The sequence below is a fragment of the Caballeronia sp. Sq4a genome (genome assembly GCF_023170545.1).
Lineage (GTDB): Bacteria > Pseudomonadota > Gammaproteobacteria > Burkholderiales > Burkholderiaceae > Caballeronia.
In genome coordinates, this window is record NZ_CP084252.1 from 994,459 (window position 1) to 1,019,948 (window position 25,490).

Below are 25,490 nucleotides of genomic sequence, written 5' to 3' on the forward strand. Positions count from 1 at the left end.
CGGTCTTGCAGTCAACCCCTCGACGTTTGGAGAACATCATGAAAGCCATGCAACTGATTGCTGCCGCCGCGCTTGCCGTCGCGCCCATCGTTACCTTCGCGCAGAGCGACAGCGACATCACGCGCGCGCAAGTGCGTGCCGAGCTCGTTCAACTGGAGCAGGCCGGCTATAACCCGGCAAGCGATCATTCGCAGTATCCGAAGAACATCGAGGCCGCGGTTGCGCGCCTGCATTCGGGCGATGGCGCGTACGGCGGCGCGGCGGCCGGCGCGTCGCAGGCGGGCGTGCGACGGGGTGAGGTCGTCGGGCTGGGCTCCGTGTATGCGCGTCCGTGATGCGGATGCGTTCGGATCGCGCGGATGTAAAGTCGTCTTGGCGTTCATCGTAAGTTGCCGATTAGGCGCCCTTCCTACCGGTATCGCCTCGCATCGCGCGAGCGAGTCGTGCAGCATGCAACGCGAAACAACCACTCACAAAACCAGCCGCGCCTCCAAGCCGCCGCCTTCTCGCGCATGCAACGTCAACGTGGCATCCATCGCCCGCGCGAGTTGCCGCGCGATGGCAAGTCCCAGCCCCGTGCCGCCCGTATCGCGATTGCGCGAGCTTTCCAGCCGCACGAAAGGCTCGAACACCGCTTCGAGCGACGCCTCCGGGATGCCCGGTCCGCGATCCATCACCGAGATGCGCGCGCGGCCGTCGGCGAGCGACTTCATTTCGATCTCCGCCGCGCCCGAAAACTTCAACGCATTGTCGACGAGATTGCCGACGATGCGCCGCAACGCCTGCGGACGCGTCACCATCGCATGACCGATGCGGCCTTCGAGCGACACGCTCTTTCTCGCGTCGCGGTAGTCGTCGACGATGCTTTCGATGAGCGCATCCGGATCGATGCGCACGGGCGCTTCCTGCGTGCCGTGCAACGTCCGCGCGTACGTCACGCCTTCTTTCACGAGCGTTTCCATCTCCTGTAAGTCCTGCCGGAGCTTCGCGCCAGTCGCGCTGTCGTCCATCACGTCCACGCGCAGGCGCATGCGCGTGATCGGCGTTTGCAGATCATGCGTGATCGCCGCGAGTATCTGCATGCGCTGCGCCATGTACATCGCGACGCGATCCTGCATCGCGTTGAACGCCTTCGCCGCGCGCAGCACTTCGTCCGGGCCTTCTTCGGGCAGCCGCTGTCCCTTCAGATCGGGACCGAGCGTGTCGGCCGCGTGCGCCAGTTCCGCGAGCGGGCGCGTGGCGAGGCGCACCGCGATCCAGCAGCACGCCACCACCACCGCGAGTTGCAACGCGAGCACGAAAGGCAGCCAGCTCGACAGCGGCGTGCCTTTCATCGGGCGCATGTCGATGGTGAGCGGCGAGCCGTCGGAGAGGCGCAAATGGATCTGAAACCGTTCGGCGTGGCCGGGCACGGCGTTCGCCTTCAGCGGATAACGCTTGCCGATGCCCTCCGCAATCGACTGCGCGAATCGCTCGGACAGCGCGGCGTCGGGCGGCGCGCCGCTCACGCCCGGACCGAGAATGAAATCGTACGTGCGCCGCGCGAGCCGCGGCAGCCACGCGGCGCGCTCGCCGGGCGGCAGATGATCGAGCAGCGCGACCGAACTCGCCACTTCGCGCTCGACGTAGCCCGTCATCACGTTCGTCATGCTTCGGTCGCGCTCGGTCATGGTGAGCCAGAACGCGGCCGCCTGCGCCACCGCGAGCCCGATCAGCAAGATGACCGCTAGCCGCGCGAAGAGCGTGCGCGGCAGGCGCAGCCACGCGGCGGCTGCGCGCGGCGCGTCCTCCGATACCCCGATGCGCGCGCTCATGGCGTGCCGCCGAGCGGCGTCACCGCGGCGGAGAACACATAGCCCTCGCTGCGCAGCGTCTTGATGTAGCGCGGCTCGCGCGCTTCGTCCTTCAGGCGCTGACGCAGGCGGCTCACGAGCAGGTCGATGGAACGGTCGAACGGATCGGCCTGACGGCCTTGCGTCAGATTGAGCAGCTGATCGCGCGTGAGCACGCGCTGCGGGTGATCCAGAAACACGCGCAGCAAGCGATATTCGGCGCCCGAGAGCGCGACCATCGTACCGTCGGCGTCGACCAGATGGCGCGCGGTCGTGTCGAGCCGCCAGTCGCCGAAAGCCAGCACGGGCGCCGTCTCCGTCACCTGCATGCCGGGCGGCAGCATGCGCGTGCGGCGCAGGACGGAGCGCATGCGCGCGAGCAGTTCGCGCACGGCGAACGGTTTCGGCAGATAGTCGTCCGCGCCCATTTCGAGGCCGAGAATGCGATCGGCTTCCTCGTTGCGCGCGGTCAGCATGAGCACCGGAACGGAGCGGAACTTGCCCGCGCGCAACTCGCGGCATAGCACGAGTCCGTCTTCGCCCGGCAGCATCAGATCGAGCACGATCAGATCCGGCGCGCCCTGTTCGAGCACGGCGCGCATTTGCCGGCCATTGGCGGCAAGCGACACGCGCATGCCGTTCTTCTCCAGATACGTCGCGAGCAGTTCGCGGATGCCGCGGTCGTCGTCGACGATCAGCACGTGGTCGGTGGTTTCCATCGATCGCTCATGGCTTCTTGCGCTTGGATTGCACCCGGGCGGGCGTGAGCAACAGGCACTGCACCGGATGCGCGAGTTCGGCCGCCAGTCCGCCCGCGAGAAAGGCGACGATTGCCAGCATGCGTTTCACGGATGACTCCAGCGTTGACATGCAAGCTTTATAGCCCAAAGCGCGCGCGGTTTCGACACGCGGGCGGCGCGTTTTGTATCGCAGTGTATCCGCGGCTTTGGGCGATACATAGCGTTGCATGCGTCGCTCACGTAGCGACCCGCGCGGCGCCGCGTTTGTATCGCCTTGTATCCGGAGGCGGCCTGATACAGAGCGATTCGAACACGGCGCTTATCTGAAACATGGCGGATACACGGGCGCGTTTCAATGGCGTCACGGCAGCAGACGGTGCAGACAACGCAAGTACACACGCAAGTACGCACGCAAGTGAGCGCGCGCCGGCACCTGATAAGCGTCGTCACTTTCAACCTCAAGGAGCTCAATAATGAAAACTTCGATCATCGCTTTGTTCGTCGCCGCCAGCGCATTTGCGGGAGCCGCGCAAGCCGCAGTCAACGATACCGCGCCCGCGTCGCAGGATGCGCAGTCGTCGGCGGTGCATCGCGTCATGGGCAAGACGCGCGCTGAAGTCCGCAGTGAACTCGTGCAGGCGCAAAAGAGCGGGCAGATCGCGGCGCTGGCGAGTCTCTATCGCGGTAGCTAAGCGCCTGAGCATTCATCGCCTGATTTCGAACCATTTGAGGATCACCATGACGACACACATGGATACTGTGCTCTATACCGGCAAAACGCGCGTGACCGGAGGCCGCGAAGGACACGCGCGCAGCTCCGACGGCCGGCTCGACGTGAAGCTATCGACGCCCGGCGCGGCCGGCGCGGGCACCAACCCGGAGCAGATGTTCGCGGCGGGCTGGTCGGCGTGTTTCATCGGCGCAATGCGCAAGGCCGCCGCCGTGCTGCAAGTGAAGCTGCCCGACGATACGGCCGTCGACGCCGAAGTGGATCTCGGCACGCACGACGGCGCGTATCTGCTGCGCGCGCGGCTTGCGGTGAGCGTGCCGGGCATCGACCGCGATACGGCGCACGCGATCGTCGAGGGCGCGCATCAGACCTGCCCGTACTCGAAGGCGACGCGCGGCAATATCGACGTGACCATCGAGGTCATGTGAGCGCGGCGGCATGGCGGCGGCGCGAGGATGCGCTCGCTGCCGCCGAAATGTCGTGACTTCCGGGGATGCGTAAGAGCGGGCATGGCGCGTGCCTCGACCGAACGCGGTCGTCGCAAGGCCCGAACCGCCGTGCGATTGCGCGGTCCGCGGTTGAACGGCGCGAGACGACCTGATATGTTCGCTTGAACCTCACTCAGCTCTCGGAGTCACGATGCAGTCCAAGTTGCGCGAAGAAGATATCCGAACCCGTGCCTATCTCCTCTGGGAGGCCGACGGCCGACATTCCGGGCGCGATCACGTTTATTGGCAGCAGGCCATCGCTCAACTGAAGGAAGAAGGCGTCGCGCCGTCGCGCGATGCGGTCATCGACGAGCATGCGGCGTCGAGCGCAAAGAAGCCGGCGAAGGCCAAGAAGGGCGCTGCATCCGCGAACTCTGATGCGTCCGATGCGTCCGAGGCCGACAAGAAGACGAAAGCCAAGACGAAGACGCCGGTAAAGACCGCAGCGAAGACCGCAACCAAGAGCGCAACCAAGACGGCGGCGAAGTCGGCGCCGAAGTCCGAACCGAAGTCCGCCGCGAAGAAGCCCGCGAAGGCGAAGGAACCGGCGGCCGAAGCGAAGGCCAAATCTGCCGCCGCTGCGAGCGAGCCGAAAGCCAAACGCGGCAGCAAGACGGCCGATGCCGACGCTCCCAAGCCCGCGAAGAAGCCGCGCGGGACGAAGGCCGTCGAAGGACAGGCCGAGTCGAACTAGGACTGCGGCGAGCGTCCTATAGGCATATCGACGCGAGGCGCGGTTCGCTACGCTTGCTTGCCGCCGCGCCTGCTCACGATAGCCAACGCCACCGCGCCCAGCGCCAGCGCCGCAGCCGCGATCCACAGCGCGTACGAGAACGATCCGGTTCGCTCTGCGATCGGCGCGGCGACGATCGGCCCGACGATCTGTCCGAGGCCATACGCGCCCGTCGCGTAGCCCATCAGGCCGGCTGCCGCATCGCCGCGCAAGCGGCGCGCCTCGCGCATGGCGAAGAGCGTGATCGCGGTGAACGGCAAGCCGAGCAGCACGGTGCCCGCGCCCAGCCCGATGGCGGTCGGCGACACGACGCCGAGACCGATGCCCGCCGCCTGCACGACGTAGCACGCAGCCAGCAGGCGCCGGTTGTCCCATGCAATCGGCAGACGGGCGCCGAAGACCGCGCCCACCATCAGCGCCAGCCCGAACGCCGGCCAGAACAGATCAGGCCACGGCGACCCCGGCAACGCGTGTCGCGCGATGACCGGCAGGAACGTCGCGGTGATAATGTAGCCGAAGCCGGCGAGACCATACAGGCTGACGAGCCAGAACGCATCGCCACGCGTCGAGGCGTGCGCGGTGGCGCGTGCAGCGTGCGCGTGCCCGGAGGCCGGCGAGGGCGTCAGCGCGAACGCCTGCCAGATGAACGCGATCGCCACGGCCGAGCACGCCGCGAAGCCCGCCCACACCCACGGCGCGCTGACGCCGTACGCGGCGGCACCCGCGCCGAGCAGACCAGTCGCGACGATGCCGACACCCGGTCCCGCGTAGATCACGCCGCTCATGCCGTGCGCGTTGAGTTCCGCGAGACGCCGCAGGCCCCATTGCGATGCGAACACGAAGGCCCACGCGCTGACGACGCCCGCCGCGAAGCGTATCGCGGTCCACACCCAGAAGACGTGCACGAGACCCATCGCCAGCGTGAAGACGGCGGTCGTCACGAGCGCGAGTCGCACCATGCGGCCGTGATCGATGCGAATGGCCGCGCACGTTAGCGCGCCGATCAGATATCCCGCGTAATTGGCCGATGCGAGCCATCCGCCCTGACGAATATCGAGCGCGCCGCTCTTGAGCATCAAGGGCAAGAGCGGCGTGAACGCGAATCGACCGACGCCGAGCGCCACGGCGAGCGCGACGGCACAGGCGAGCGCCGCATCGCGCGCGGGATGCGTTGACGGTGCGTGAGCTTCAGCAGACGTAGCCATGACAGATCGAGAAAGACGAGCAGTTTCTCGATGCTAGCTTGACCGCCGCATCTTGAAAAATGAATAATCAAGATGCGATCAATCTCGGATGCAGATCATGGACCTGGGCTCATTGGCGATTTTCCGGACTGTCGTGCGCGAAGCGGGCGTGACGAAAGCGGCGGCCAAGCTGAATCGCGTGCAGTCGAACGTGACGACGCGCATTCGCCAACTGGAGGAGACGCTCGGCACCGAGCTTTTCGAGCGCAACGGCCGAAAGCTCGTGCTCACGCCCGCAGGCGAGACGCTGCTGCCGTACGCCGAGCGCCTGCTCGCGCTGGCCGACGAAGCGCGTCACGCGGTCCGCGAAAACCGTCCGCAAGGGCGTTTGCGTCTCGGCACCATGGAAAGCACGGCCGCGAGCCGGCTGCCGCGCGTGCTCGCGGCTTACCATCAACGCTGGCCGGACGTGACGCTGGAACTGGCGACGGGCGTGACCCGCGCGCTCATCGACAGCGTGCGTGCGTATGAAGTCGATGCCGCCGTGCTCGCGCGTCCTATCGAGCCGAACGCGCTTCCCGCCGAGCTGTTCGAAACGGTGCCCGTGTTCGAGGAAGAACTCGTGCTGGTCACGCCGCGTGGGCAGCATCCGACCGCCATGGCGCAGCAGATCGCCGGGCTCACGCTCGTCGCGTTCGAGCGCGGCTGCGCGTATCGCGCCTATGCGATGCGCTGGTACGAAGAGCAAGGCATCCGGCCGGCGCGCGTGCTGGAGCTGGGTTCGTATCACGCGATCGTCGCGTGCGTGTCCGCGGGCGCGGGCGTGGCCGTCGCGCCGCGCTCGGTGCTGGAACTCGCGGGACTGGCCGACGAAGTGGAACTGCATTCCCTCGGCGATCTCGGCCGGGTGAGCACGCTGCTCGTGTGGCGCAAGGGACACTTCTCGGCGGCGCTCGGCGCATTGCGCGACTTGCTGCTCGCGCGGTCGTGAGCGCCTACGCGTCGCCCGCGTCGCCCGTCATGAGGCTTGGCCGATGCTCAACTGCACCTGATCGATCGCCGCCATGACGAGATCGTCTGCGTGGCGAATGCCTTCGGCGGATGCGGCGAGCCCGTCCAGACGACCATCGATCAGCAGCAAGGCGAGCCCGTGCACATACGCCCACGCTGCGGTGAGCGCGACGGCGCGCGAGGCGTCCATCGGTCCGAAAGTGTGCTTGCCCGATGGCGGCGCGGGCGGCGCGTCGCCAAATACGCCGGCCAACGCGAGGCCAGCGGTTCGTCGCGCCTCGATCAGCGATGGCCTTTCGGCATCGAACATCTCGCCGCGCGACATCAGCCGCATGAGATCCGGGTTCTTCTTCGCGAACTCGATATATCCACGCGCGATGGCCCTCGGTCTGTCCGACGCGTCTCGCGCGTCCCGCGCGCTATTCGCAATGCACGCCGACAGACGCATGAAGCCATCGGCCGCGAGTTCGCTCAGCACGCCAGCCGTATCGCCGAAGTGATGCTGAGGCGCGGTATGCGAGACGCCCGCCTCGCGCGCGATGGCTCTGAGGCTCAACCCGCTGATTCCTTCGCGCTTCAGAACCACTTCGGCGGCCTGCAACAACGCTTGCGGCAGCGATCCGTGGTGATAGGGCTTGTGCTGTTCTTGTTCCGTTGACTTCGTCGCGCGCTTTCTCGCGCGCGTCGGCTCGGCGAGACCGCTTTCGCTCTTGTCGACCATGACGGCTGCATCGCATATTTACATTGGAAACTTATGGTGATGCGTTCACGGCGAAATGTCAAAGACCGCTTCGCATGGCGAGTGCGCGCGGTCTGTCCGGTCACGGCAAAGACGACTCACCGCGCGATGGCCGTTCATCCGTCATCGCGCGATGCGCGGCTGCAACGGGCGCTTCGTCCGCGAACGAGCCGAACCGCGCGGCGAGCCATTCCTGCGCCCATTGCCGCGCGAAGGCCACGGCGTCGTCGCGCAAGTCGAAGCCTGCGAGATCGCCGCTCATGAGGACGTCGGTCTCGCTGCCGTCCGCGTTGGTCGCACTGATGCGCGCGTGAGCGATGTATTCGCCGTCCGCCCTGCGGGGCGTCGGGTCGATGCGATAGCGGGATGAAGTCGGTTGCATGATGCCTTCCTTCGATGCGGCGTGTCAGCCGTTGTGCGGGTCAATCGAAGAGCGTCCGACCCTTCGCGCACGTGTCGATCATTGTCTCGGCATACGCGGTCGATGCGCGCCGCGCGTCGCCCGCGTTGCGGAACGGCTCTCGCGCGTCGAGCCTGAACACGCGGCTTCGCGTCACGCCGTCTGCGACGCCCGGCTCCTGAATGCGCACGGCGGCGTCGAAACCGTCGTCGTAATTGTGCGCGCGGCCGGCGACTGCCGGCCGATGCGGAAACACGAGCGGATAGATTTCCAGACCACGGTAGAGACGGAAGTCGGCTGTCATGAGATGCTCTCGCGCCGCGCGGTGGCGGCAAATATGTACAGGGCGTGGAAGGTATCGGTAGTGATGACGCATTGGCCGCGTTGCACGGCCACGAACCATGCGGGAGTCATTCGCCGTCGGTCACGAGTCGCTCAGCTAGTCCATCGTACGCGCTTCGGAGACTTTGTACAGCGAAATTTCCGGCTTGCCTCACGAGCGGCTCGAAGTGCTAGGAAGAGGCCGAAGCGTTGCGCGGTTATGTGCCTATAATGGACCGCGCTCGACACATGCTCGCGGCAAGGCGCATCATTGCGGCACCTCGAGCGCCCCATCATCCGTACCCATTCTTATCGCGGCAAGCGGCGATCGCCTGTACGTTCATGCGAACGACGATTGACCGCTAGCGTCCGTCGCCGGCTTCTCGTCATCGGCCGAATGCGCCATGGCGCTTCAACAGGACACTCACTCATGCAAGCGCATATCCTCGATGTCTATTCGAGCCCGAATGGCGACACATGGCGCTTGCGTATCGGCGCCGACGAATTGCGCGTCGTTCAGCATGTCCCTAATGCGGCTTCGGGTGGGCAGGCATCGGAGATGTCGGTCGAGGCGTTCCTATCGTCCGACGAAGCAACGCCGCAACGCGAAGCGCTAGTCGCCTTGCTCGACCAACTGCGACGCGACGCCGACCAGCCGAGCACGCAGGCTTCGAATGAACGCGCAGTGCCCCGCAAGTCCGCTGCCGATCCGCTATTGCTCACCGCTGCGCGCGTCAGGACCTTCGCGGACGAAGCGCATCTGACGAATGCGAGCGGGTTTTTCTTTGCTCGCGACGGACGGCTTTTTCTCGTGACGAGCCGTCATGTGATGACCGATGCGCCGAGCGAGCACTTTCCCGATCGGCTCGAAATTGAACTGCACATCGACGCCGACAACCTCGGCGCTTCGACATGGTTCTCGTTACCGTTGTATGCGGATGGCGTCGCGCTCTGGCGAGAAGGCGCGGATGATGGCGGCGCGATCGATGTCGCCGTGCTCGAACTTGCGCGTGATCGCCTGCCCGCGACCGCGCGCTTCGATGCGTTCGGTCCCGAGCATCTGCCGGAGCCCGACGGCGCGCTGCCGGTCGGCGCTTCGGTGCTGATCGTCGGTTTTCCGCTGGGCTTTCACGACTCGCTGCATCATCTGCCGGTCGTGAGGCAGGGCGTCATCGCGTCGGCGTTCGGGCTGCGCTTTCAGGGCAAGGGATGCTTCATCACCGATGCGCGCACACATCGCGGCACGAGCGGCGCGCCGGTCGTCACGCGCGACGCGTCGAAGGTAGGGAGTACTGATGAATCACGCCTGCCGTGGCTGCTGCTCGGGATTCACTCATCGACGATCGACATGGGCTCGCGCGATGTGCAGTCGGATGAAACGCTCGGTCTCAACAGCGCGTGGTACTCCGACATCCTCATGACGCTGACGCGTTGAGCGCGCGCGCCGTCCGGACGCGATTTTCACCATCCTGTTAAAATAGGCGCTCTTCGCACGTCCCGACGCATCGCATGCGCGCATCGCAGCTATCGCGTTGCCAGCGGGCCGAGCTTCTGTTGTCTCCGTGTCCGGCGCACTCGCGCCGCACGTCTTCGTCCGAATCCATACCGCCATGACCCAACCCGCGACCGGGACTCACACGCGCGTCGTCTCGCGCCTCTCATTGCCGTCATCACGCGCCGAATGGGTGCGGGAGATTCTCGCGGGCGTCGTGACGAGCCTCGCGCTGATCCCCGAAGTCATTTCGTTCGCCTTCATTTCCGGCGTCGAGCCTCGTTCGGCGCTGTTCGCCTCCGTCGTGCTGCTGATCGTCACGTCGCTGCTCGGCGGACGGCCCGCCATGGTGACGGCCGCGGCGGGTTCGGTGGCGCTCGTCGTCGCGCCGATGGTCCACGCGCACGGCGCAGGCTACATTCTCCCTGCCGTGCTGCTCGCGGGCTTGATTCAGATCGCGTTCGGCGCGCTGGGCTTCGCGCGCATCGTGCGCTTCATTCCGCGCTCGGTCATGCTCGGTTTCGTCAACGCGCTTGGCGTGCTCATCTTCTGCGCGCAGATTCCGCATCTCGTCGACAAACCGCTTGCGGTGTACGTGCTCTTCGCGATCACGCTCGCCATCGTCGTGATCGGGCCGCGCGTGACGCGGGCGGTGCCGGCGCCGCTCATCGCGATCATCGTGGCGACCGTGCTTGCCATTGCGTTGCACTGGTCGGTGCCGACGGTCGGCGGCGATCGTCCCATGTCGTCGGACTTGCCCGGCCTCACGCTCTGGTCCGTGCCGTTCGATCTGAGCACCTTGAAGATCGTGTGGCAGACGGCCGTGTCCATTGCGTTCGTCGGCTTGCTGGAGACGCTGCTGACCGCGAAGCTCGTCGACGAAGTGACCGCGACGCGTTCGCACAAGTCGCGCGAATCGTGGGCGCTCGGCCTTGCGAATCTCGGCGCGGGCGCGTTCGGCGGCATCGCCGGCTGCGCGATGATCGGGCAGACGGTCGTGAACGTGGAGATCGGCGGGGCGCGCACGCGCGTGTCCACGCTCGCGGCGGCGGCCACGCTGCTGCTGCTCATCACCGGGCTGAGTTCGGTGATGGCGCGCATCCCGATGGTCGCGCTCGCCGGCGTGATGATGGTCGTCGCGGTCAAGACAGTGGACTGGCACAGCCTGCGCCCGGCCACGTTGCGCCGCATGCCGCTCATGGAAACGTCCGTCATGCTCACCTCGATTGCCCTGACCGTGTACACGGGCAATCTCGCGATCGGCGTGGTCGGCGGCGTGCTGCTGGCGACGGTGCTGTTCGCTCGGCGCGTCGCTCACGTGATCCGCACGACGCGCGCCGTATCGGACGACGGCGACAGCGTGCGCTACGAAGTGCACGGACCGCTTTTCTTCGGCAGCAGCAACGATCTCGTCGACCAGTTCGAGTACGACGCCGATCCGCGCTCGGTCGTCATCGACTTCGCGAAATCGCAGGTGTGGGATGCATCGACCGTCGCGGTGCTGGACTCCATCGAGAGCAAGTACCGGCAGCGCGATGTGGCCGTGCAGTTCGTCGGGCTGGACGAGCGCAGCCGGGCGTTTCACGCGCGGTTGAGCGGCAACCTGAATGCCGGTTGAAAGGCGTTGCGATCCGCTACCGAATGACGTGCCGAAGTCAAAGGTAAGACGAATTCGTCGGATACGTTAAACACCGCACAATTGCGCGTTTGCCCAGCGTGTACTGTTCTCCCTGACCGCCCGACTTGAGAGGCGGAACAAGCGAAAACAGATACGGGGAAGCAAATGAAATCACGTGCAGCGGTTGCGTTGAGTGTCCTGTTGGCTGCGTGCGGTGGCGGTGGCGGCGGGGGTGCATCGAACGGCGGGACGACGGCGGCGTCGGCCGCGCCGGCGTCCGGTTCCACGGCCACGGTGTGCTCGGGCGGTCCTTTCACCACGGACGCGAGCAAAGTGTGCTCGGATGCGTCGGGCAAGGTCGTCACGGCCTACGTGTACGCGCAGCCGCAAACCGTCATCGCCGATGGCACGGTCATCTCCGCGAATACGACGTGGCCCGCGAGCGGCTCGCCGTACTACATCGCGGGAACGGTGCAGGTCGCCAAGGGCGCGACGCTCACGATTCCGGATGGCGTCGTCGTCGAGGGCCTGAAGCCGGTGCCTTGCGCGGCCGACTGCATCGGCACGGTGCCGACCAAGGGCATCATCAACGTGGCGGGGCAACTGAACGTCGGCGGCAGCAACCAGTCGCAGTTGCTCGGCGTGACCGTCAGCAACGTGGACGGCACCGTGGGCGGCGGCACCGTCAGCATCCAACACGCGCTGCTGCAAGACGCGTTCGTGCAGATCAGCCCCGCCGCGCCGTTCTCGATGACCTACAGCCAGGCGTACCGGATGAACGTCACGCGGATCGTTCGCGCGGGCGTCACCACCTATCAGGCCGGAACGAACGGCTATCCGAGCTTCAAGAACGCCACGCTGAAGTACAACACGTTCGTCGACTCGGCCGCGTTCGCCTTCGATCCTTCGGTCGTCATGCAGAACAACCTGTTCGTGAACATGGTGGACGGGCTCGTGCTGATCGACGATTTCCCGGCGACGGGCGCGCCCACCGGCATCGCGAAGAACAATTCCTTCCTGTTCAAGAAGGATTCGCCCAATATCAATCGCCAGGTCATCGCGGCGCACGGCACGTACAACGCGTCGGCGGTCCATACGCTCGATTTCTCGAACAACTTCTGGGGCGTGACGGACAACACGACGATTCAATCGCGCATTCTCGACAGCACGAATTCGAGCAGCCCGCGACTGCCCAACATCGTGAACTACGCGCCTGCGGCCACCACGGCCGACCCGGCCACGCCGGCCGATCCGCAAAGCGGCACGCCCAACGTCTGATCTCTGGCCGCTGGAACAGTCGACGGCCGCATCGAGCTTTCGGGCTCGGCAGCCGTCGGCCGTGGCATCCTGCACAAAAGGCGACGAACGCAGGGAAAGCGCGTGGCATACTCGACACGGTACTCACCGGAACGTCGGGTTCATGCGAAGCCGTTTTACTCGGACCATTGGCACACTGTTGGGATTGCTTGCAATCCTGATGGCGTCGCTCGCCCCGACCGTTTCGCAGACACTCGCCGCGTCGCACCACGAGCACGCGGCCGCCGACATGGACTGTTCCATGCCGGAAATGCAACATGCGCCCGCCGGAAAGTCGCACGACGGCACCTCGATGTCCGACGGGCAGGCGTGCGGCTATTGCGGCCTCTTCGCGCACATGCCCACCCTGCCGATCGCGCAAACCCGCTTTGCGCTGACGGTCGAGGCCATCGTCCATCAGGCGACGACGCGCTTCGAAAGCGTTCGGCTCGTGGCGCGGGTGTCGCCGTCGCAGCCACGCGCGCCTCCTGTCTTGTCCTGATGTGAACTTCATCGCAGTGCCCCGCGCATCGGCTAACCGACGCGCGGCGGCATGACGACGACCTCATTCAAGGACACGACATGCACGTCATCCCGACGCGCTGCGGGCATTCGCTGCCTGCGGCGTCACTCGCTTCGGCCATCGCGGCCGTCATGCTTTTCATGCCTGCTGTCGCCGGGGCGCACTCCGTTGCCGGCGATCGCATCTTTCCCTCGACGATGGCGGTCGACGACCCCGGCGTCGGCGACGAGGCCAATCTCCAATTCGGGCACATTCGCGTGCCCGGCGACGACGGCGATCAGAGCATCAATACCTTCGAGTTCGAATACGACAAGCTGATTACGCCGAGGCTCGCGGTGTCGGTCGGCGGCGCGTACGCGATGCAGAACAATCCTACGGCGCACGGCTTCGACAACTTCGAGGTCGGACTCAAGTACCTTCTTTACGTCAACGAGGCGCACGAGTTCATGACGTCCGTCGGCGTCAGCGCCGAACTGGGCGGCACCGGAAGCCGCGCGATCGCGGACAGCCATTCGACGATTTCGCCGACGCTTTATGCCGGCAAGGGCATGGGCGATCTGCCGGACTCGCTCGCGTACTTGCGTCCCGTGGCGATCACGGCGGAAGTCGGGCCCGCGCTGACCACGGGCTCGGGGCAGCCGAACGCCTTCAACTATGGGTTCACGGTGCAGTACAGCCTGCCGTATCTTCAGCAGCACGTGCGCGACGTGGGCTTGCCGCTGCCGTTTTCGAACATCGTTCCGCTCGTCGAGATTCCGCTATCGAGAAGCCAGGGCCAGACGACGGGCACGGTCAATCCCGGCTTCATCTGGATGAATCGCTACGGTCAGTTCGGCGTCGAAGCGCAGATTCCGCTCAACCGCGCGAGCGGCTCGCATGTCGGCATTCTGGTTCAGGCGCACATTTTCTTCGACGACGTCGCGCCGAGGACGCTCGGCAAACCGTTCTTTAAATAAGCGAGGCCGAAAATGAAAAAGGATCGAAAGGCCGGGCGGTGGCTCGCGAGCGGTGCGGCGTGGGCGGTCGGGTTGATGCTGTCCGGCGCCGCGTGGGCGCATGTGTTTCCGCAGAAGCAGGAACCGGGCGCGGGCGCGACGGTGGCCGCGCCGCCGCGCATCCGCATTGTCTTCGACGGGCCGCTCGAGCCCGCCTTCTCGACGCTGACCGTTACCGATGCGAGCGGCAAGCAGGTCAACACCGAGAAGTCGAAGGTGGATGCGCAGCAGCCGTCCATCGCCACACTTGCGCTGCCGGCGTTGCCGGCGGGGCGTTACACCGTTCACTGGGCGGCTGTCGCGGACGACGGGCATCGCACGCACGGCGATTACAGCTTCGAGGTCAAGTGATTCGCGCGAGGCTTGCATGCGGGTTTGGGGCGCGCGCGGGGTGGGGCTTCGCGCTGCCCGCGACTTGTGGCTCGGCGGATGCGCCGCCCGACGCGTATCGGTAATCCGCCACCCGCGCGTTGCTTGATGACGACGACCACCGCGCGCGCCTCGCTTGCCGGAGGTGGTCTACACCGCAGGCGGTGTCCCGTCGGCCGAGGCCGTCGCGACCTTCCGGGCGAGGCGGCGCGTCATATGCGCCCGCCGCCCCCAACTCGTGGCTCGCCGGACGCGTCGCGCAACGCCGCAAGCGGGGCATATCGCAGATTCGGCACTCGCGCGTTGCTTGATCTACGACGACCCCGCGCGCGCCTCGCTTGACGGAGGTCTCGTACCGCGCAGGCTGCTCCCTGGCCGAGTCCGCGACCTTCCGCGCGAGGCGGCGTCGTGCCGGGACGAGCGCCGGCGGCCGCGGTCATTCACTTCGTCATGTCCCAGTCGCACGGCTCGGACGCGCCGCAACCCGCGCTCTTAACCGCCAACGCCGATTCCCTCGCGCCCGATGAAATCGGCCACGCCACCATCCTGCGCAAGCCGGTAGACCACGACGCGCTCGTTTTCGAAAGCCGCAAAGCGCCGCCGAGGTCGCGGCACAACGGTTGCGTAGCCCGAAGGGACTTCCACGCCGGCGGCCTCATGACTTGCGTTCTTCTGGTCGATGACGACACACTCTCCCTTAACGCGCTCGAAGCGGTCTTCGAGTCGCGCGGCTTCAACGTGCTACTGGCACGAAACGGTGTGGACGCGCTCGCCACCGCCATTCGCATGCTGCCGGACCTGGTCGTGACCGACTGGGAGATGCCGCTGTTCGACGGCGTGACCCTGTGCGAGCGACTGCGCTCCGTTCCCGGGCTGGCGCGGATTCCTGTCGTTCTCACGTCGGGAAAAATGCGCCCCGCCGATGGCCCGCAAGCCTGGGACGTGTTCCTTCAGAAGCCGCTGGACTTGCGCCTGCTCGAACCGATCTTCCGGAGGTTCTAGTCAAACGTTCGTCGCGGGCCGCATGTTCTGAAACGGAGAAACCGCCATGGATCGAACGGAAACGGCGCTGATCGTCGGCGCCGGGCAGGGCCTCAGTGCATCGCTGGCCCGGCTCTTCGCAAAGGAAGGCATGCAGGTCGCGCTCGCCGCGCGCGACACGACCAAGCTCGCGCCACTCGTCGATGAAACCGGCGCGTTCGCCGTCGCATGCGACGCGAGCGAAGCGCGCGACGTCGAGAATCTCTTCGCGCAGGTGAGCGCCCGATTCGGCGCTCCGGACCTCGTCGTGTACAACGCGAGCGGCCGGTATCGTTCGCCCGTCGGACAGATCGACGCCGGCCGGCTGCGCGATGCGATCGACGTCACAGCCATAGGCGGCATGCTCGTCGCTCAGGCGGCGGCCGTGGGCATGCTCGCGCGGGGAAGCGGCTCGATCCTGTTGACCGGCGCAACCGCGAGCGTGAAGGGCCTGCCGGGCTCGACGCCGTTCGCGATGGGCAAGTTCGCGCTGCGCGGCATGGCGCAATGCCTCGCACGGGAACTGGCACCGAAGAACATTCACGTCGCGCACTTCGTGATCGACGGCGGCATTGCGAGCAGCGCGATGCAGCGCGACGGCGCCGACGCGCCCGACGCATGGCTCGACCCCGACGCGATCGCGCGGGAATATCTGCACGTTCACCGGCAACACCGCAGTGCGTGGACATGGGAGATTGAACTGCGGCCGTGGGTCGAGCGGTTCTGAAGCCAATGACCCGCGCAGCATAAGCTCAAGTTCAGGGAAGAATTGCCGATACCAAACGGCCCGCAAGGCCGCGCAAGCAATTCCAGCTAAAGCGCCCCTTCATCCTTGCCGATAAGAACGAACGAAAACGTTCACAAGAAAGCCGCAAGAGATGTTGATCCCCTGTGTCACATCGCGACGCCCGCGTCTCGCCGCCGCGTCGCTGCCTTTGCTCGCCGGTGCAGTCGTGGCCGCAGCATTGAGCGCATGGACCTCGCCCGTTGGCGCCGCGTCGGCGGCGTCGCTGGCGGGCGCTTCCGCACAGGCCGACGGCAGCGCGAGCGACGACCTCGCGTCGATGCCGCTCGAATCGCTGATGAGCCTCACCGTGAGCGGCGCGACGCGCATCGAGCAGTCCGCGTCGAGCGCGCCTGCGGCCGTGATGGTCCTCACCGCGACCGACATCCGCGATTACGGCTGGCGCACGCTCGGCGACGCGCTCGCCACGCTGCCGGGCCTCTATGTCAGCTCGGACCGCACGTACTCGTATCTCGGCGCGCGCGGCTTCCAGCGTCCGGGCGACTACAACAGCCGCTTCCTGCTGCTGATCGACGGCATGCGCCTGAACGATGCCGTCTATGGCCAGGCGCCGATCGGCCTCGATTTTCCGGTGGACATGGATCTCGTCGAGCGCATCGAGTACATACCCGGTCCGGGATCGGCCGTGTACGGCTCGAACGCGTTGTTCGGCGTCGTCAACGTCATCACGAAGAAGGGCAGCGCAATCGGCGGCGCGCAGGTCGCGGGCGCGGTCGGCAGCTTCGGCGAAAAGGAAGCGCGCGGCACGTACGGCTGGCATGGCGCGAACGGCGCCGATCTCGTGCTGTCCGCCACGGCCTACGAGCGCCACGGACAAGACCTCTACTATCCGGAGTTCGATACGCCGGACCAGAACCACGGCATCGCGCAGAACCTCGATGGCGAGCGCAACCAGACGGTGTTCGCCAAGTTCGGCATGGGCGGCTTTCGCATCAGCGCGGGCTACGGCAACCGGACGAAAGACGTGCCCGGCGCGCCGTATGACGCCGTGTTCAACGCGCCGATGAGCGTGACCGACACGCATTCCTTCGTCGATGCCGCGTACACGCAGCGCGTGCGCGAGGACATCGCGATCGATTACGAACTCTATGCCGGCCGCTACGACTACACGGCCCGCGAGCTGGGAGCGCCGGCACCCGGCATCGCGAACGTCGACGGCGATCATGCTGCCTGGTATGGCGGCGATGTCCACGCGACCGTTCGCACAGTGCCGCGCAATCGCATCATGGTGGGCGTCGATTACACGATGAACGCGGCGCAAAACCAATGGAACTACAACGTCGCGCCTTATGACAAGCTGCTCGACGATCATCGCATGAGCCAGCGCGCGGGCTTCTATATCGACGATGAAATCAAACTCGCCGAACCGCTGACGCTCGATATCGGCGTGCGCTTCGATACGGAGACGCACGTGGGCGGCAACTTCAGCCCGCGCATTGCGCTGATCTGGCAGCCGACCGCGAGCGATACGCTCAAGCTGATTTACGGCGGAGCGTATCGCGCGCCGAACGCGTACGAGATGTACTACGCGATTCCCGGCGATGGCGGCCAGCTCGCGAACCCGTTGTTGAAATCCGAGCATATCGACACGCAGGAAATCGTCTACGAACGCGCGCTCGGCAGCCTCGGGCGCGCGACCGTCACGCTCTTTCGCTATACGCTGCGCGATCTGATCACCGAGTCGGTCGATCCGGACACGGGCCTCTATGCCTTTCGCAACGTCGATCGCGCGCAGGCACGCGGGGCGGAACTCGCGTGGCAGCAGCAGTTCGCCTCGGGCGTGCGCGCGCGCATGAGCTACTCGTATCAGTTTTCGCGCGATTCCATCAACGGCGGCGCGTTGCAGAATTCACCGCGCCACATGGGCAAGCTCAACGTGAGCGCGCCGTTGTTCGCGAAGTGGGCGCGCGTGGGCGCGGAAGCGCAGTGCATGTCGTCGCGGCTGGCGGAAGCCGGTTCGGCTGGCGGCTACTGCGTCGCGAACGTGTCCGTGCATAGCCGCAAGCTCGTGCCGCGCGCGGACGTGTCCTTGTCCGTCTACAACGTGTTCGATCGCCGCTACGCCGATCCCGCCGGCCCCGGCTTCGTGCAGGACGTCATCGCGCAACAGAGCCGCACGTTGCTCGCCAAAATGGTCTACGGGTTCTGATGATGTGGATGCGTCGCTGCATAGCGTTGTCTCTCTGCGCGGCCGGATCGGTCGCGGCATGGCACGCGCACGCGCAGGCGGACATGCATAAGTTGGAGAGCGCGTACATCTTCAATTTCACGCAGTTCACGCAATGGCCCGCCGAGCGCATGCGCAACGGCGAGTTGCGCGTCTGCGCGAGCGCGCGCAGCTCCATGCGCGAGGCGCTCGCCGCGCTCAACGGACGCGCGGTCGGCTCGCGCGTGTGGCGCTTCATCACGCTGGCGGAAAAGCGCTTTGCCGATTGCGACGTGCTCGCTCTCGATGACGGCGACAACGCGAACGCGGAGATCCGCGATGCGCTCGCCTCGGACGATGCGCTGCTCGTCGTCGCGGGCGTGGGCGCGAGCCCGCCGGGCGAGCCGGTCGTCGCGCTAATCGCGCAGGACGATCATCTGCGCTTCGATATCAACAATGCCGAGGCGGTGCGCCGCAAGCTCGTGCTCAGTTCCAAACTGCTGCGACTTGCAAGGAGACTCAAGTGACCGCCATCAAAACGCGCAGCGCAAGCACGAGCCGCCTCACCGTCCGCGCGAATCTGGTGAGCGTGGGCATCGCGCTCGTGGTCGCGAGCGTCGTGCTGCTGCTGTATCAGGCCGTGGCCTTTCGCAGCGCGCTTTACGACGATGCATCCTTGCAAGCGACGGTGATCGCGGAGAACGTGAGCGCGTCGCTCATGTTCGACGACGAGGGATCGATGCAGGACGTCTTGCGCTCGCTCGGCCGCGTGCCTTACGTCGAGACGCTCAGTGTCTATAAGAGCGATGGGCGGCTCTACACGCGCTATGCGCGCGAAGGCATCACCCGCGAGGAACAGGCGGAAGGCACGCTGGAGTCGACGGAGCATCGCGACGCCCTTTCGCTCGGCGACGTCTTCGTGCGCGCGCCTATCGAACACAAAGGCCGCATTCTGGGGCATGTGGTGCTCGTCGCGACGAGTGAGCTCGTGCGCCGGCACCTCGCGCAATATGCGGCGTTTCTAGGCATTGCCTCTCTCGGCGCGATGTGGATCTCCACGCTCGTGATGAACCGCATGCGGCGGCGCGTGAATCAGGCTGAACGCGAACTGGAGCGTCTTGCGCGTACCGATCCGCTGACCAATCTGCCGAACCGTCGCACGTTCTATGAAATGCTGGAAGAGCGCGTCGCGAGCGCGAAGGAACCGAGCCGTTATTTCGGCATCGTATTGATCGACCTCGACGACTTCAAGACCGTGAACGACACGCTGGGCCACGGCGCGGGCGATGAACTGCTGCAACACGTTGCGCGCGTGCTGAGCGACACGGTAGGAAGCCGCGCCGTCGTGAGCCGCATGGGCGGCGACGAGTTCGCGGTGACGCTCACGACCTCATGGAAGCGAACGGCGGTCGCGGAACTGGCGCGCGAGATCGGCACGGCGTTGTGCCGCCCGGCGACCTTCTTCGGCCGCGAGATCAACGTGACGGCGAGCGTGGGGTATGCGAGCTTTCCCGAGGCGGGCGACGATAGCGGCAGCCTGATCACGAGCGCCGATATTGCGTTGTACGAAGCAAAAGCGCTCGGCAAGAACACGGTGGTCGGCTTCTCGCCGGAGATGATGCACGCGGCGCAGCGGCGCGCCTATCTCGAAGCGGAGTTGCGCAAGGCCGTCGACAGCGACGCGCTCGAACTCGTGTTTCAGCCTCAGTTCGACTGCCGCAGCGGCATGCTCGTGGGCGCTGAGGCGCTGGCTCGCTGGACGCATACGAAAGAGGGCGCGGTGTCGCCGGGCGAGTTCATACCCATTGCGGAGAACAGCGATCTGATCGTGTTGCTCGGGCGCTCCGTGCTGCAGCGCGCGTGCGTGGCGGCCGCGACGTGGAATGCCGCGTGTCCCGGCGTTGCCGTGCGCGTCGCGGTGAATGTGTCGGCGCGTCAGTTGCGGCATCCGGCTTTCGTCGGCGACGTAATGGCGGCGCTTGCCACGAGCGGCCTCGCGCCGGCGCTGCTCGAACTCGAATTGACCGAGAGCCATCTGATTGCGAATCGCGAGACGGGTATCGCCGTGATGAATCGTCTTCGCGCAGCAGGCGTGTTGCTGTCGATCGACGACTTCGGCACGGGCTATTCGTCGCTCTCTTATCTGCATGCGTTTCCGGTGAACGCGCTCAAGATCGACCGGTCGTTCATCGAGCGGTTGCCCGAGGACGGCCAGCCGATCGTGACCGCGATCCTTTCGATGGCGCATAGCTTCGGGCTCGATGCGGTGGCAGAAGGAGTCGAGGATCCGAAGCAACTCGATTGGCTCGTCGGTGCGGGTTGCGACGTGGTGCAGGGCTTCTTGACGGGGCGGCCGATGTCGTTGCAGCAGTTCCGGGAGTTGGTGGAGAGAGAGCGGGAGGAGCGCGCTGAACGGGAGGTTGGAGGCGGGAGTGCGTTGGTGGCCGAGGCTTGAATGTAGCTTGTTATTGTCGGAACCCTCCAGTGCCATTTCGTATGAAGCTCAATCGAAGTGTCCGACACGCACCTTAGTAACTACACGCATGGCTGCGCATTGAAACAGTTAGACGTTTCAATTCAGTTCGCGAAAGACCTCGCGACGACCGTTGAGCTCTTTCACGAGAACACTCATAAGCAAACCGACAATTTATTTTTTGGAGAACTTACATTCGGGCCGGGTGCTGGCGTTATGCTTATGCGTCCCGACGCTACGGGCTACGCATAGGAGTGCGTGTCTTAACGGGCGAAACAATTTCAGACAGCTTCATAGTCACTCAGTCATCTTATCAAATGAAGTTTGACGCGCGGAGGTTTCGGCTATGGTCCAAGTTGTCATTCTGAGCCTTGCGAGATTAACCGAAGACAGCGAAGGCGAGTGTGCCGTCCCCTTTCGGTTGAGTGATCAGAGCGGTTCCGTTCTGGATCAAGGAATTCTTTCCTCGAAGCGTATCAAACGTATTACCATTTCTCGCGACTCTCGCGGGAACACAAAACCCTTGGCGGGGGCGACTCGAAGTCCTTCAGCTTTGACGTATCTAACGCTCGAGTTGATCAGGAGAGACGGCACTAGTACTTCGTGTCGCATCCCGTTGATTGGTCAATTCGTCACGCACACAGTCGATCTCGTGCCCGACGAGCTTCCGGGCTGGCTCCGGTGGGCTGCGGCAGATGTCGACTTGTCGGAACGGGCGAGGGCTCGCTTTATCGACACCCGCGCGCATGACATTTGGGGTCGACTCTGGACGCGGCGCTTAAGTACGTGGCGCGCGGGCAGTCTCAGGATCGAGCAGGAACAGCGAAATGCGTATTCGGCACAGTTCGAACTGACGATAAACGAACCATCGGTACTGGAAATCGGTGGGCCGGAGCTTCGTTCGAGATTCATAGTCCTGCCGCAGGGGCGAATAAAGGTACTGCTTGCGCCCAACAACGCATGTCTCGCGACCGAAGATCCATTGCGAGTCGTCGTGACTCGATGCTCGTCTTCCGCGAGAAACGTCCTGCTTTCTTTGCTTTCGATAAACCAGAACATATACTCGGCCGACGTAACACGCGAGCTTTCGACCGACTTCGACTGGAACGCCATTGGCCAGGACACATTGAGCGGATGTGCGCTGGGCTACGCCGCGCTGCGGCTGGGCGCATTAGATCTCTTCTCCCAAAGCGACGCGGAAACTCTTTTTGAAATGGCGCACGCTTCGTCTGACGCCGCCATCCTCCTCGCGACGCGAACCATGGCAGAGGGCACGACTGATTCGGCCAAACTGCTTCGATTGCTGGACGTCGGCATCGGCCGCGGATTACCCGTGCTTGCCCAGTCACTCAGCGCGGCCAATGTCGCCTTAGATCGACTGCGGCGAAGCCCGAATTCCGTCAGCCAAAAGAAGCTCGACACGCTAGCGGAAAAAGGACGAACGTATGCGCGAGTCCGGGCCGACGTGTCGCCATTCATGAGTTTCTACGGATATTCGCCGGAATCGCCCGGGCTCTCTCGAAACACTGACTCGAGGAGGCACGGAACATTGCATGGCGCGACCGCTGCGGCGGCTGCACTGATGTCATCCCTCCGACCCATGCCGTGGGCAACATTAGTGTGTAGCGAGAAGACTACCGTTGCACCGCAGCATAAACATGTCGATATTCTCTAGACCATAGCATCAGCCCGTTCGCCGCACTTAATCCGAGGAGCGAAAAAGCTGTACTTCGCTCCTCCAGATTTTTTTCGGTGATAGTGTTAGAAACAGCAGCTAAAGACTTCGTGCCTTCGACGCAGTCGCTATTTCACGATCGGCAATAGGCCAGCCGGTCCCAATTATTGGTCAGGTGGATGTCCGCATACTCGATATGGACTCCGAATAATCCTATCAAATTACAAAAAGAACGCTGTGAAATGGCGGATTAAGACCGGCACGATTTCGGTTGAAACGTTTTCTTAACCGGGTGCCCGTTAATGTGTGGGTTGCCGCACGTACATAAACTTTCGTTAACCCGAATGTAGCACTCTCCAGAAATAATTACGCTCAACGACAGTCGATTCACGCCTTGGCTCAAAAGCTTCTTTCGCTGGAGTCCCGGTGATGGATGCGTATCGACCTATCAGTCAGTGAGATGGCTATCGCAGGACATACTGTAAGGAACTTGTAGATGAACACACCTATCCTTGGTCTTGACCCAGTGCCGCCCAGGAGGGTGGACGACTCATTTTCTGCAAGCGATTTCTGGAAGTTGATCGTTGATAACGTTTGGCTGGTACTCAGCATCGTCGTTCTGGTGACGGGCGCGGCAACGCTCTATGCGTTTATTGCCACGCCGGTTTATTCGTCTGACGCGTTGGTCAAGGTGGAGTTTCCTAATCCGAATGCGTTGGGCGTCAACGCACAGACGCAACCGCAAACCGTGCCTTCCACGCTCCCGACCGACGCGGAGATGCAGATCATTCAAAGCCGTGCGGTGCTTTTGCCGGTGATCAAGCAATATAACCAGAACGTCGTTGTCAAACCTCATGAAGTGCCGTTGTTGGGCCGCATCTCCGAGTTGTTCGCGACGACAGGCGAGCCGTCCGCGCCGCTTCTCGGGCTGAATTCCTTTGCGTGGGGCGGCGAGGTCGTGAAAGTCGCGAAGCTGGAAGTTCCCGCGCGTCTGGAAAACATGACGCTGAGCTTGCGAGCTCTGCCGCAAGGCGCGTTCGAGCTAACCGATCCCAGCGGTAATTCCATTCTTCACGGTAATGTCGGCCACCCGGCAACCGCGGACGGCACGACTATTTTGATCGACAGCCTTGTTGCCAGGCCGGGCACCGAGTTCAACGTCGTGCGCTATAGCGACTATCAGGCCATGACGCGATTCCTGAAGAGTCTGAAAGTCATGGAGTCGATGAAGGACTCGGGCGTCGTGCAGATCGTCTATGAAAACGAGGATCCGAATCTCGCGCAGGAAATCACGAACGCCATCGCTCAGAAATACATTGCGGCTCACGTTAATGAGCACCGGCAAGAAGCGAGCGTGACGCGCGATTTCATCATCGGCGAACTCCCGCGTCTGGAGCAGGAACTGCAACGCGCAGAAAGCGCATTGACCCAATACCGCACGTCCGCAAGTTCGATGACGCCGGGCACGGAAGCGTCGTCTTATCTGCAGGGCAGTATCGACATCGAGCGGCAGATTGCGGCGCTTCAAATGCAGCGTACCCAGACGGCGAGCCGCTACGCGCCTACCACTCGCGAAGTACGCACCATCGACGAACAACTTGCTACGTTGAACGCTCAGAAGCAGGCGTTCGACCAGCGTTTCGGGCGGCTGCCTGCGTCCGAACGCAAGTTGATGGATCTGACGCGCGACGCGAAAGTCGCTGAAGATATCTACGTCGCGATGCGCGAAAAGGCCAGTGCATTGGCAGTGACGCGCGCAGGCACGATCGGCAACGTGCATCTTGTCGACTCCGCGATTTACCCGACGGATCCGGCCAAGCCCAAGCGTCCTCTTATCATCGCGGGCGGCGCAGCTGCGGGGATGATCATCGGACTGTTGTTTGTTTTCTTCCGCGATCAACTGTCGCGCAACGTCAAGACGCCGGAGGCAATTGAGCGCCGTCTGAGCTTGCCCGTGTTCGGCGCAGTGAGTTTCAGCCCGGTTCAGGCGCGTCTCGATCGTCGGACGAAGCCGTCGCTTCTCGCCAGCAAGAGCCGCGCGCTTTCGTTGACCGGCAACTCGTCCGCGCGCGCATCCGGCGATGAGTCGGCCTCCGAAGGCGGAATCGACGCGACGCAGCTGCTCTCGGCGCACGGCGATCAGGACATGGCGGTGGACGCGCTGCGCGCGGTGCATGCTTCGCTCATGCATGACATCGCTCCGGCGCAGAACAACGTGCTCGCGATCGTCGGCGCCGCGCCGGGCACCGGCAAGACATTCGTGGCCTCGAATCTCGCGGTGCTGCATGCGCAATCCGGCAAGAGCGTTTTGCTGATCGATGGCGACATGAGGCGCGGTCGCATCGCTTCGATGTTCGGACGTACCAACACTAACGGACTCTCCGAAGTGCTCGCAGGCAAGGTGCATGTGGACCAGGCGGTCGGTGAGACCGACATTCCGGGTCTCTCGCTGATGACGGCGGGGCGCTCGCCGGCCAATCCGTCGAAGATGCTCTCGACCCCGCGCATGCCGATGATCCTCGAGCATGTGCGCGAGCGCTTCGACCTCGTCATTATCGATACGCCCGCCGTGCTTGCCGTCAGCGATGCGAATTTCATCTCGGCCAATGCAGGATCGTCGGTCATTGTCGTGCGTCCAGGGCTGCAGAGCGAAGACGAACTCGAAGACGCCATCAAGCGACTCGATTCGACGGGCGCGCGCATCGCAGGCGTGATCTTCAACGCAGTTCCGAAGCGCCGTAGCGAAAGACGTACGTACGCATACGCGAGCGCTTACATGTCGCACTCCACGGCGGAGTAGCGCAAGCATGCACCTTTCGCGATGGACAGTAGATTCACGAGGAGTGCGGCGGGATAGCGTGGTGTCATCGGAAGGCTGCTTCACTGGAGCTTCGCTGTCG

The 25,490-nt window shown here is 64.3% G+C and carries 25 protein-coding genes; 18 read left to right on the plus strand and 7 right to left on the minus strand.

What is annotated here, in order from left to right; all coding sequences use genetic code 11:
• The first annotated feature begins 38 nt into the window (after positions 1–38).
• Positions 39–335, plus strand: a complete 297-nt coding sequence (locus LDZ24_RS24145; protein ID WP_248323718.1) for a DUF4148 domain-containing protein — start codon at positions 39–41, stop codon at positions 333–335.
• A 135-nt stretch (positions 336–470) separates the two neighbouring features.
• On the opposite strand, the gene LDZ24_RS24150 is transcribed toward LDZ24_RS24145, so the two are convergent.
• Genes LDZ24_RS24150 through LDZ24_RS28025 form a run of 3 tightly spaced genes read right to left on the minus strand, consistent with a single transcriptional unit; the run spans position 471 to position 2,681 of the window.
• Entirely contained in the window at positions 471–1,814 is a 1,344-nt protein-coding gene (locus LDZ24_RS24150; protein ID WP_248323719.1) for a HAMP domain-containing sensor histidine kinase, read from the minus strand.
• Entirely contained in the window at positions 1,811–2,551 is a 741-nt protein-coding gene (locus LDZ24_RS24155; RefSeq protein WP_248323720.1) for a response regulator, read from the minus strand. The genes LDZ24_RS24150 and LDZ24_RS24155 overlap by 4 nt, the downstream gene beginning before the upstream one ends.
• Positions 2,552–2,558: 7 nt before the next feature.
• A complete protein-coding gene (locus tag LDZ24_RS28025; RefSeq protein WP_256465420.1) occupies positions 2,559–2,681 on the minus strand; it encodes a hypothetical protein in 123 nt (40 codons plus the stop codon).
• Between the two features lie 364 nt (positions 2,682–3,045).
• Between LDZ24_RS28025 and LDZ24_RS24160 the strand changes: the two genes are divergently transcribed.
• The 3 genes from LDZ24_RS24160 (at position 3,046) to LDZ24_RS24170 (ending at position 4,484) form a co-directional block, all read left to right on the plus strand.
• Positions 3,046–3,264, plus strand: a complete 219-nt coding sequence (locus LDZ24_RS24160; protein WP_206470525.1) for a DUF4148 domain-containing protein — start codon at positions 3,046–3,048, stop codon at positions 3,262–3,264.
• A gap of 46 nt (positions 3,265–3,310) precedes the next feature.
• On the plus strand, positions 3,311–3,730 hold the full coding sequence (locus LDZ24_RS24165; protein WP_284506683.1) for an organic hydroperoxide resistance protein: 420 nt from the start codon (positions 3,311–3,313) through the stop codon (positions 3,728–3,730).
• A gap of 211 nt (positions 3,731–3,941) precedes the next feature.
• Positions 3,942–4,484, plus strand: a complete 543-nt coding sequence (locus LDZ24_RS24170) for a DUF2934 domain-containing protein (RefSeq protein WP_248323721.1) — start codon at positions 3,942–3,944, stop codon at positions 4,482–4,484.
• Between the two features lie 47 nt (positions 4,485–4,531).
• On the opposite strand, the gene LDZ24_RS24175 is transcribed toward LDZ24_RS24170, so the two are convergent.
• Complete coding sequence (locus LDZ24_RS24175; RefSeq protein WP_248323722.1) at positions 4,532–5,728, minus strand: YbfB/YjiJ family MFS transporter; 1,197 nt, start codon at positions 5,726–5,728, stop codon at positions 4,532–4,534.
• A gap of 97 nt (positions 5,729–5,825) precedes the next feature.
• Between LDZ24_RS24175 and LDZ24_RS24180 the strand changes: the two genes are divergently transcribed.
• Positions 5,826–6,698 (plus strand): LysR family transcriptional regulator, encoded by an 873-nt coding sequence (locus LDZ24_RS24180; protein WP_206469894.1) that lies wholly within the window; start codon positions 5,826–5,828, stop codon positions 6,696–6,698.
• A gap of 27 nt (positions 6,699–6,725) precedes the next feature.
• On the opposite strand, the gene LDZ24_RS24185 is transcribed toward LDZ24_RS24180, so the two are convergent.
• From LDZ24_RS24185 to LDZ24_RS24195, 3 genes are all read right to left on the minus strand, one after another.
• Positions 6,726–7,439, minus strand: coding sequence for a TetR/AcrR family transcriptional regulator (locus LDZ24_RS24185; protein ID WP_248323723.1), 714 nt, complete (start codon positions 7,437–7,439; stop codon positions 6,726–6,728).
• 100 nt (positions 7,440–7,539) lie between these two features.
• Complete coding sequence (locus tag LDZ24_RS24190) at positions 7,540–7,839, minus strand: hypothetical protein (RefSeq protein WP_371747477.1); 300 nt, start codon at positions 7,837–7,839, stop codon at positions 7,540–7,542.
• Positions 7,840–7,879: 40 nt separating this feature from the next.
• Positions 7,880–8,161, minus strand: coding sequence for a hypothetical protein (locus tag LDZ24_RS24195; RefSeq protein ID WP_248323724.1), 282 nt, complete (start codon positions 8,159–8,161; stop codon positions 7,880–7,882).
• Positions 8,162–8,608: 447 nt separating this feature from the next.
• Between LDZ24_RS24195 and LDZ24_RS24200 the strand changes: the two genes are divergently transcribed.
• The 13 genes from LDZ24_RS24200 (at position 8,609) to LDZ24_RS24260 (ending at position 25,390) form a co-directional block, all read left to right on the plus strand.
• Entirely contained in the window at positions 8,609–9,613 is a 1,005-nt protein-coding gene (locus tag LDZ24_RS24200; RefSeq protein WP_350029450.1) for a serine protease, read from the plus strand.
• Positions 9,614–9,788: 175 nt separating this feature from the next.
• Complete coding sequence (locus tag LDZ24_RS24205) at positions 9,789–11,288, plus strand: SulP family inorganic anion transporter (RefSeq protein WP_248323725.1); 1,500 nt, start codon at positions 9,789–9,791, stop codon at positions 11,286–11,288.
• Between the two features lie 165 nt (positions 11,289–11,453).
• Entirely contained in the window at positions 11,454–12,566 is a 1,113-nt protein-coding gene (locus tag LDZ24_RS24210) for a hypothetical protein (protein ID WP_248323726.1), read from the plus strand.
• Between the two features lie 199 nt (positions 12,567–12,765).
• Positions 12,766–13,086, plus strand: coding sequence for a DUF2946 domain-containing protein (locus LDZ24_RS24215; RefSeq protein ID WP_248323727.1), 321 nt, complete (start codon positions 12,766–12,768; stop codon positions 13,084–13,086).
• A gap of 80 nt (positions 13,087–13,166) precedes the next feature.
• A complete protein-coding gene (locus tag LDZ24_RS24220) occupies positions 13,167–14,063 on the plus strand; it encodes a hypothetical protein (RefSeq protein WP_371747478.1) in 897 nt (298 codons plus the stop codon).
• Positions 14,064–14,075: 12 nt separating this feature from the next.
• A complete protein-coding gene (locus tag LDZ24_RS24225) occupies positions 14,076–14,453 on the plus strand; it encodes a copper resistance protein CopC (RefSeq protein ID WP_248323728.1) in 378 nt (125 codons plus the stop codon).
• A gap of 468 nt (positions 14,454–14,921) precedes the next feature.
• A complete protein-coding gene (locus LDZ24_RS24230) occupies positions 14,922–15,473 on the plus strand; it encodes a PleD family two-component system response regulator (RefSeq protein ID WP_248323729.1) in 552 nt (183 codons plus the stop codon).
• Between the two features lie 46 nt (positions 15,474–15,519).
• Entirely contained in the window at positions 15,520–16,218 is a 699-nt protein-coding gene (locus LDZ24_RS24235) for an SDR family NAD(P)-dependent oxidoreductase (RefSeq protein ID WP_248323730.1), read from the plus strand.
• A 337-nt stretch (positions 16,219–16,555) separates the two neighbouring features.
• Positions 16,556–18,445 carry a TonB-dependent siderophore receptor gene (locus LDZ24_RS24240; protein ID WP_248324222.1) on the plus strand — a complete coding sequence of 630 codons (1,890 nt, stop codon included), beginning with the start codon at positions 16,556–16,558 and terminating at the stop codon, positions 18,443–18,445.
• 83 nt (positions 18,446–18,528) lie between these two features.
• The gene (locus LDZ24_RS24245; protein WP_248323731.1) at positions 18,529–18,969 is read left to right on the plus strand and encodes a YfiR family protein; all 441 of its coding nucleotides are present in this window, start codon (positions 18,529–18,531) and stop codon (positions 18,967–18,969) included.
• Positions 18,966–20,897: a bifunctional diguanylate cyclase/phosphodiesterase gene (locus LDZ24_RS24250; RefSeq protein ID WP_248323732.1), complete on the plus strand. Its 1,932-nt coding sequence runs from the start codon at positions 18,966–18,968 to the stop codon at positions 20,895–20,897. The genes LDZ24_RS24245 and LDZ24_RS24250 overlap by 4 nt, the downstream gene beginning before the upstream one ends.
• A gap of 364 nt (positions 20,898–21,261) precedes the next feature.
• Positions 21,262–22,590, plus strand: a complete 1,329-nt coding sequence (locus tag LDZ24_RS24255) for a hypothetical protein (RefSeq protein WP_248323733.1) — start codon at positions 21,262–21,264, stop codon at positions 22,588–22,590.
• A 577-nt stretch (positions 22,591–23,167) separates the two neighbouring features.
• On the plus strand, positions 23,168–25,390 hold the full coding sequence (locus LDZ24_RS24260; protein WP_248323734.1) for a polysaccharide biosynthesis tyrosine autokinase: 2,223 nt from the start codon (positions 23,168–23,170) through the stop codon (positions 25,388–25,390).
• The last annotated feature ends 100 nt before the right edge of the window (positions 25,391–25,490 follow it).

Bases quoted from the DNA above. Each gene is read 5' to 3' on its own strand.
- LDZ24_RS24145 (WP_248323718.1), top strand. From the start codon at position 39: ATGAAAGCCATGCAACTGATTGCTGCCGCCGCGCTTGCCGTCGCGCCC.
- LDZ24_RS24150 (WP_248323719.1), bottom strand. From the start codon at position 1,814: ATGAGCGCGCGCATCGGGGTATCGGAGGACGCGCCGCGCGCAGCCGCC.
- LDZ24_RS24155 (WP_248323720.1), bottom strand. From the start codon at position 2,551: ATGGAAACCACCGACCACGTGCTGATCGTCGACGACGACCGCGGCATC.
- LDZ24_RS24160 (WP_206470525.1), top strand. From the start codon at position 3,046: ATGAAAACTTCGATCATCGCTTTGTTCGTCGCCGCCAGCGCATTTGCG.
- LDZ24_RS24165 (WP_284506683.1), top strand. From the start codon at position 3,311: ATGACGACACACATGGATACTGTGCTCTATACCGGCAAAACGCGCGTG.
- LDZ24_RS24170 (WP_248323721.1), top strand. From the start codon at position 3,942: ATGCAGTCCAAGTTGCGCGAAGAAGATATCCGAACCCGTGCCTATCTC.
- LDZ24_RS24175 (WP_248323722.1), bottom strand. From the start codon at position 5,728: ATGGCTACGTCTGCTGAAGCTCACGCACCGTCAACGCATCCCGCGCGC.
- LDZ24_RS24180 (WP_206469894.1), top strand. From the start codon at position 5,826: ATGGACCTGGGCTCATTGGCGATTTTCCGGACTGTCGTGCGCGAAGCG.
- LDZ24_RS24185 (WP_248323723.1), bottom strand. From the start codon at position 7,439: ATGGTCGACAAGAGCGAAAGCGGTCTCGCCGAGCCGACGCGCGCGAGA.
- LDZ24_RS24190 (WP_371747477.1), bottom strand. From the start codon at position 7,839: ATGCAACCGACTTCATCCCGCTATCGCATCGACCCGACGCCCCGCAGG.
- LDZ24_RS24195 (WP_248323724.1), bottom strand. From the start codon at position 8,161: ATGACAGCCGACTTCCGTCTCTACCGTGGTCTGGAAATCTATCCGCTC.
- LDZ24_RS24200 (WP_350029450.1), top strand. From the start codon at position 8,609: ATGCAAGCGCATATCCTCGATGTCTATTCGAGCCCGAATGGCGACACA.
- LDZ24_RS24205 (WP_248323725.1), top strand. From the start codon at position 9,789: ATGACCCAACCCGCGACCGGGACTCACACGCGCGTCGTCTCGCGCCTC.
- LDZ24_RS24210 (WP_248323726.1), top strand. From the start codon at position 11,454: ATGAAATCACGTGCAGCGGTTGCGTTGAGTGTCCTGTTGGCTGCGTGC.
- LDZ24_RS24215 (WP_248323727.1), top strand. From the start codon at position 12,766: ATGGCGTCGCTCGCCCCGACCGTTTCGCAGACACTCGCCGCGTCGCAC.
- LDZ24_RS24220 (WP_371747478.1), top strand. From the start codon at position 13,167: ATGCACGTCATCCCGACGCGCTGCGGGCATTCGCTGCCTGCGGCGTCA.
- LDZ24_RS24225 (WP_248323728.1), top strand. From the start codon at position 14,076: ATGAAAAAGGATCGAAAGGCCGGGCGGTGGCTCGCGAGCGGTGCGGCG.
- LDZ24_RS24230 (WP_248323729.1), top strand. From the start codon at position 14,922: ATGTCCCAGTCGCACGGCTCGGACGCGCCGCAACCCGCGCTCTTAACC.
- LDZ24_RS24235 (WP_248323730.1), top strand. From the start codon at position 15,520: ATGGATCGAACGGAAACGGCGCTGATCGTCGGCGCCGGGCAGGGCCTC.
- LDZ24_RS24240 (WP_248324222.1), top strand. From the start codon at position 16,556: ATGCCGCTCGAATCGCTGATGAGCCTCACCGTGAGCGGCGCGACGCGC.
- LDZ24_RS24245 (WP_248323731.1), top strand. From the start codon at position 18,529: ATGCATAAGTTGGAGAGCGCGTACATCTTCAATTTCACGCAGTTCACG.
- LDZ24_RS24255 (WP_248323733.1), top strand. From the start codon at position 21,262: ATGGTCCAAGTTGTCATTCTGAGCCTTGCGAGATTAACCGAAGACAGC.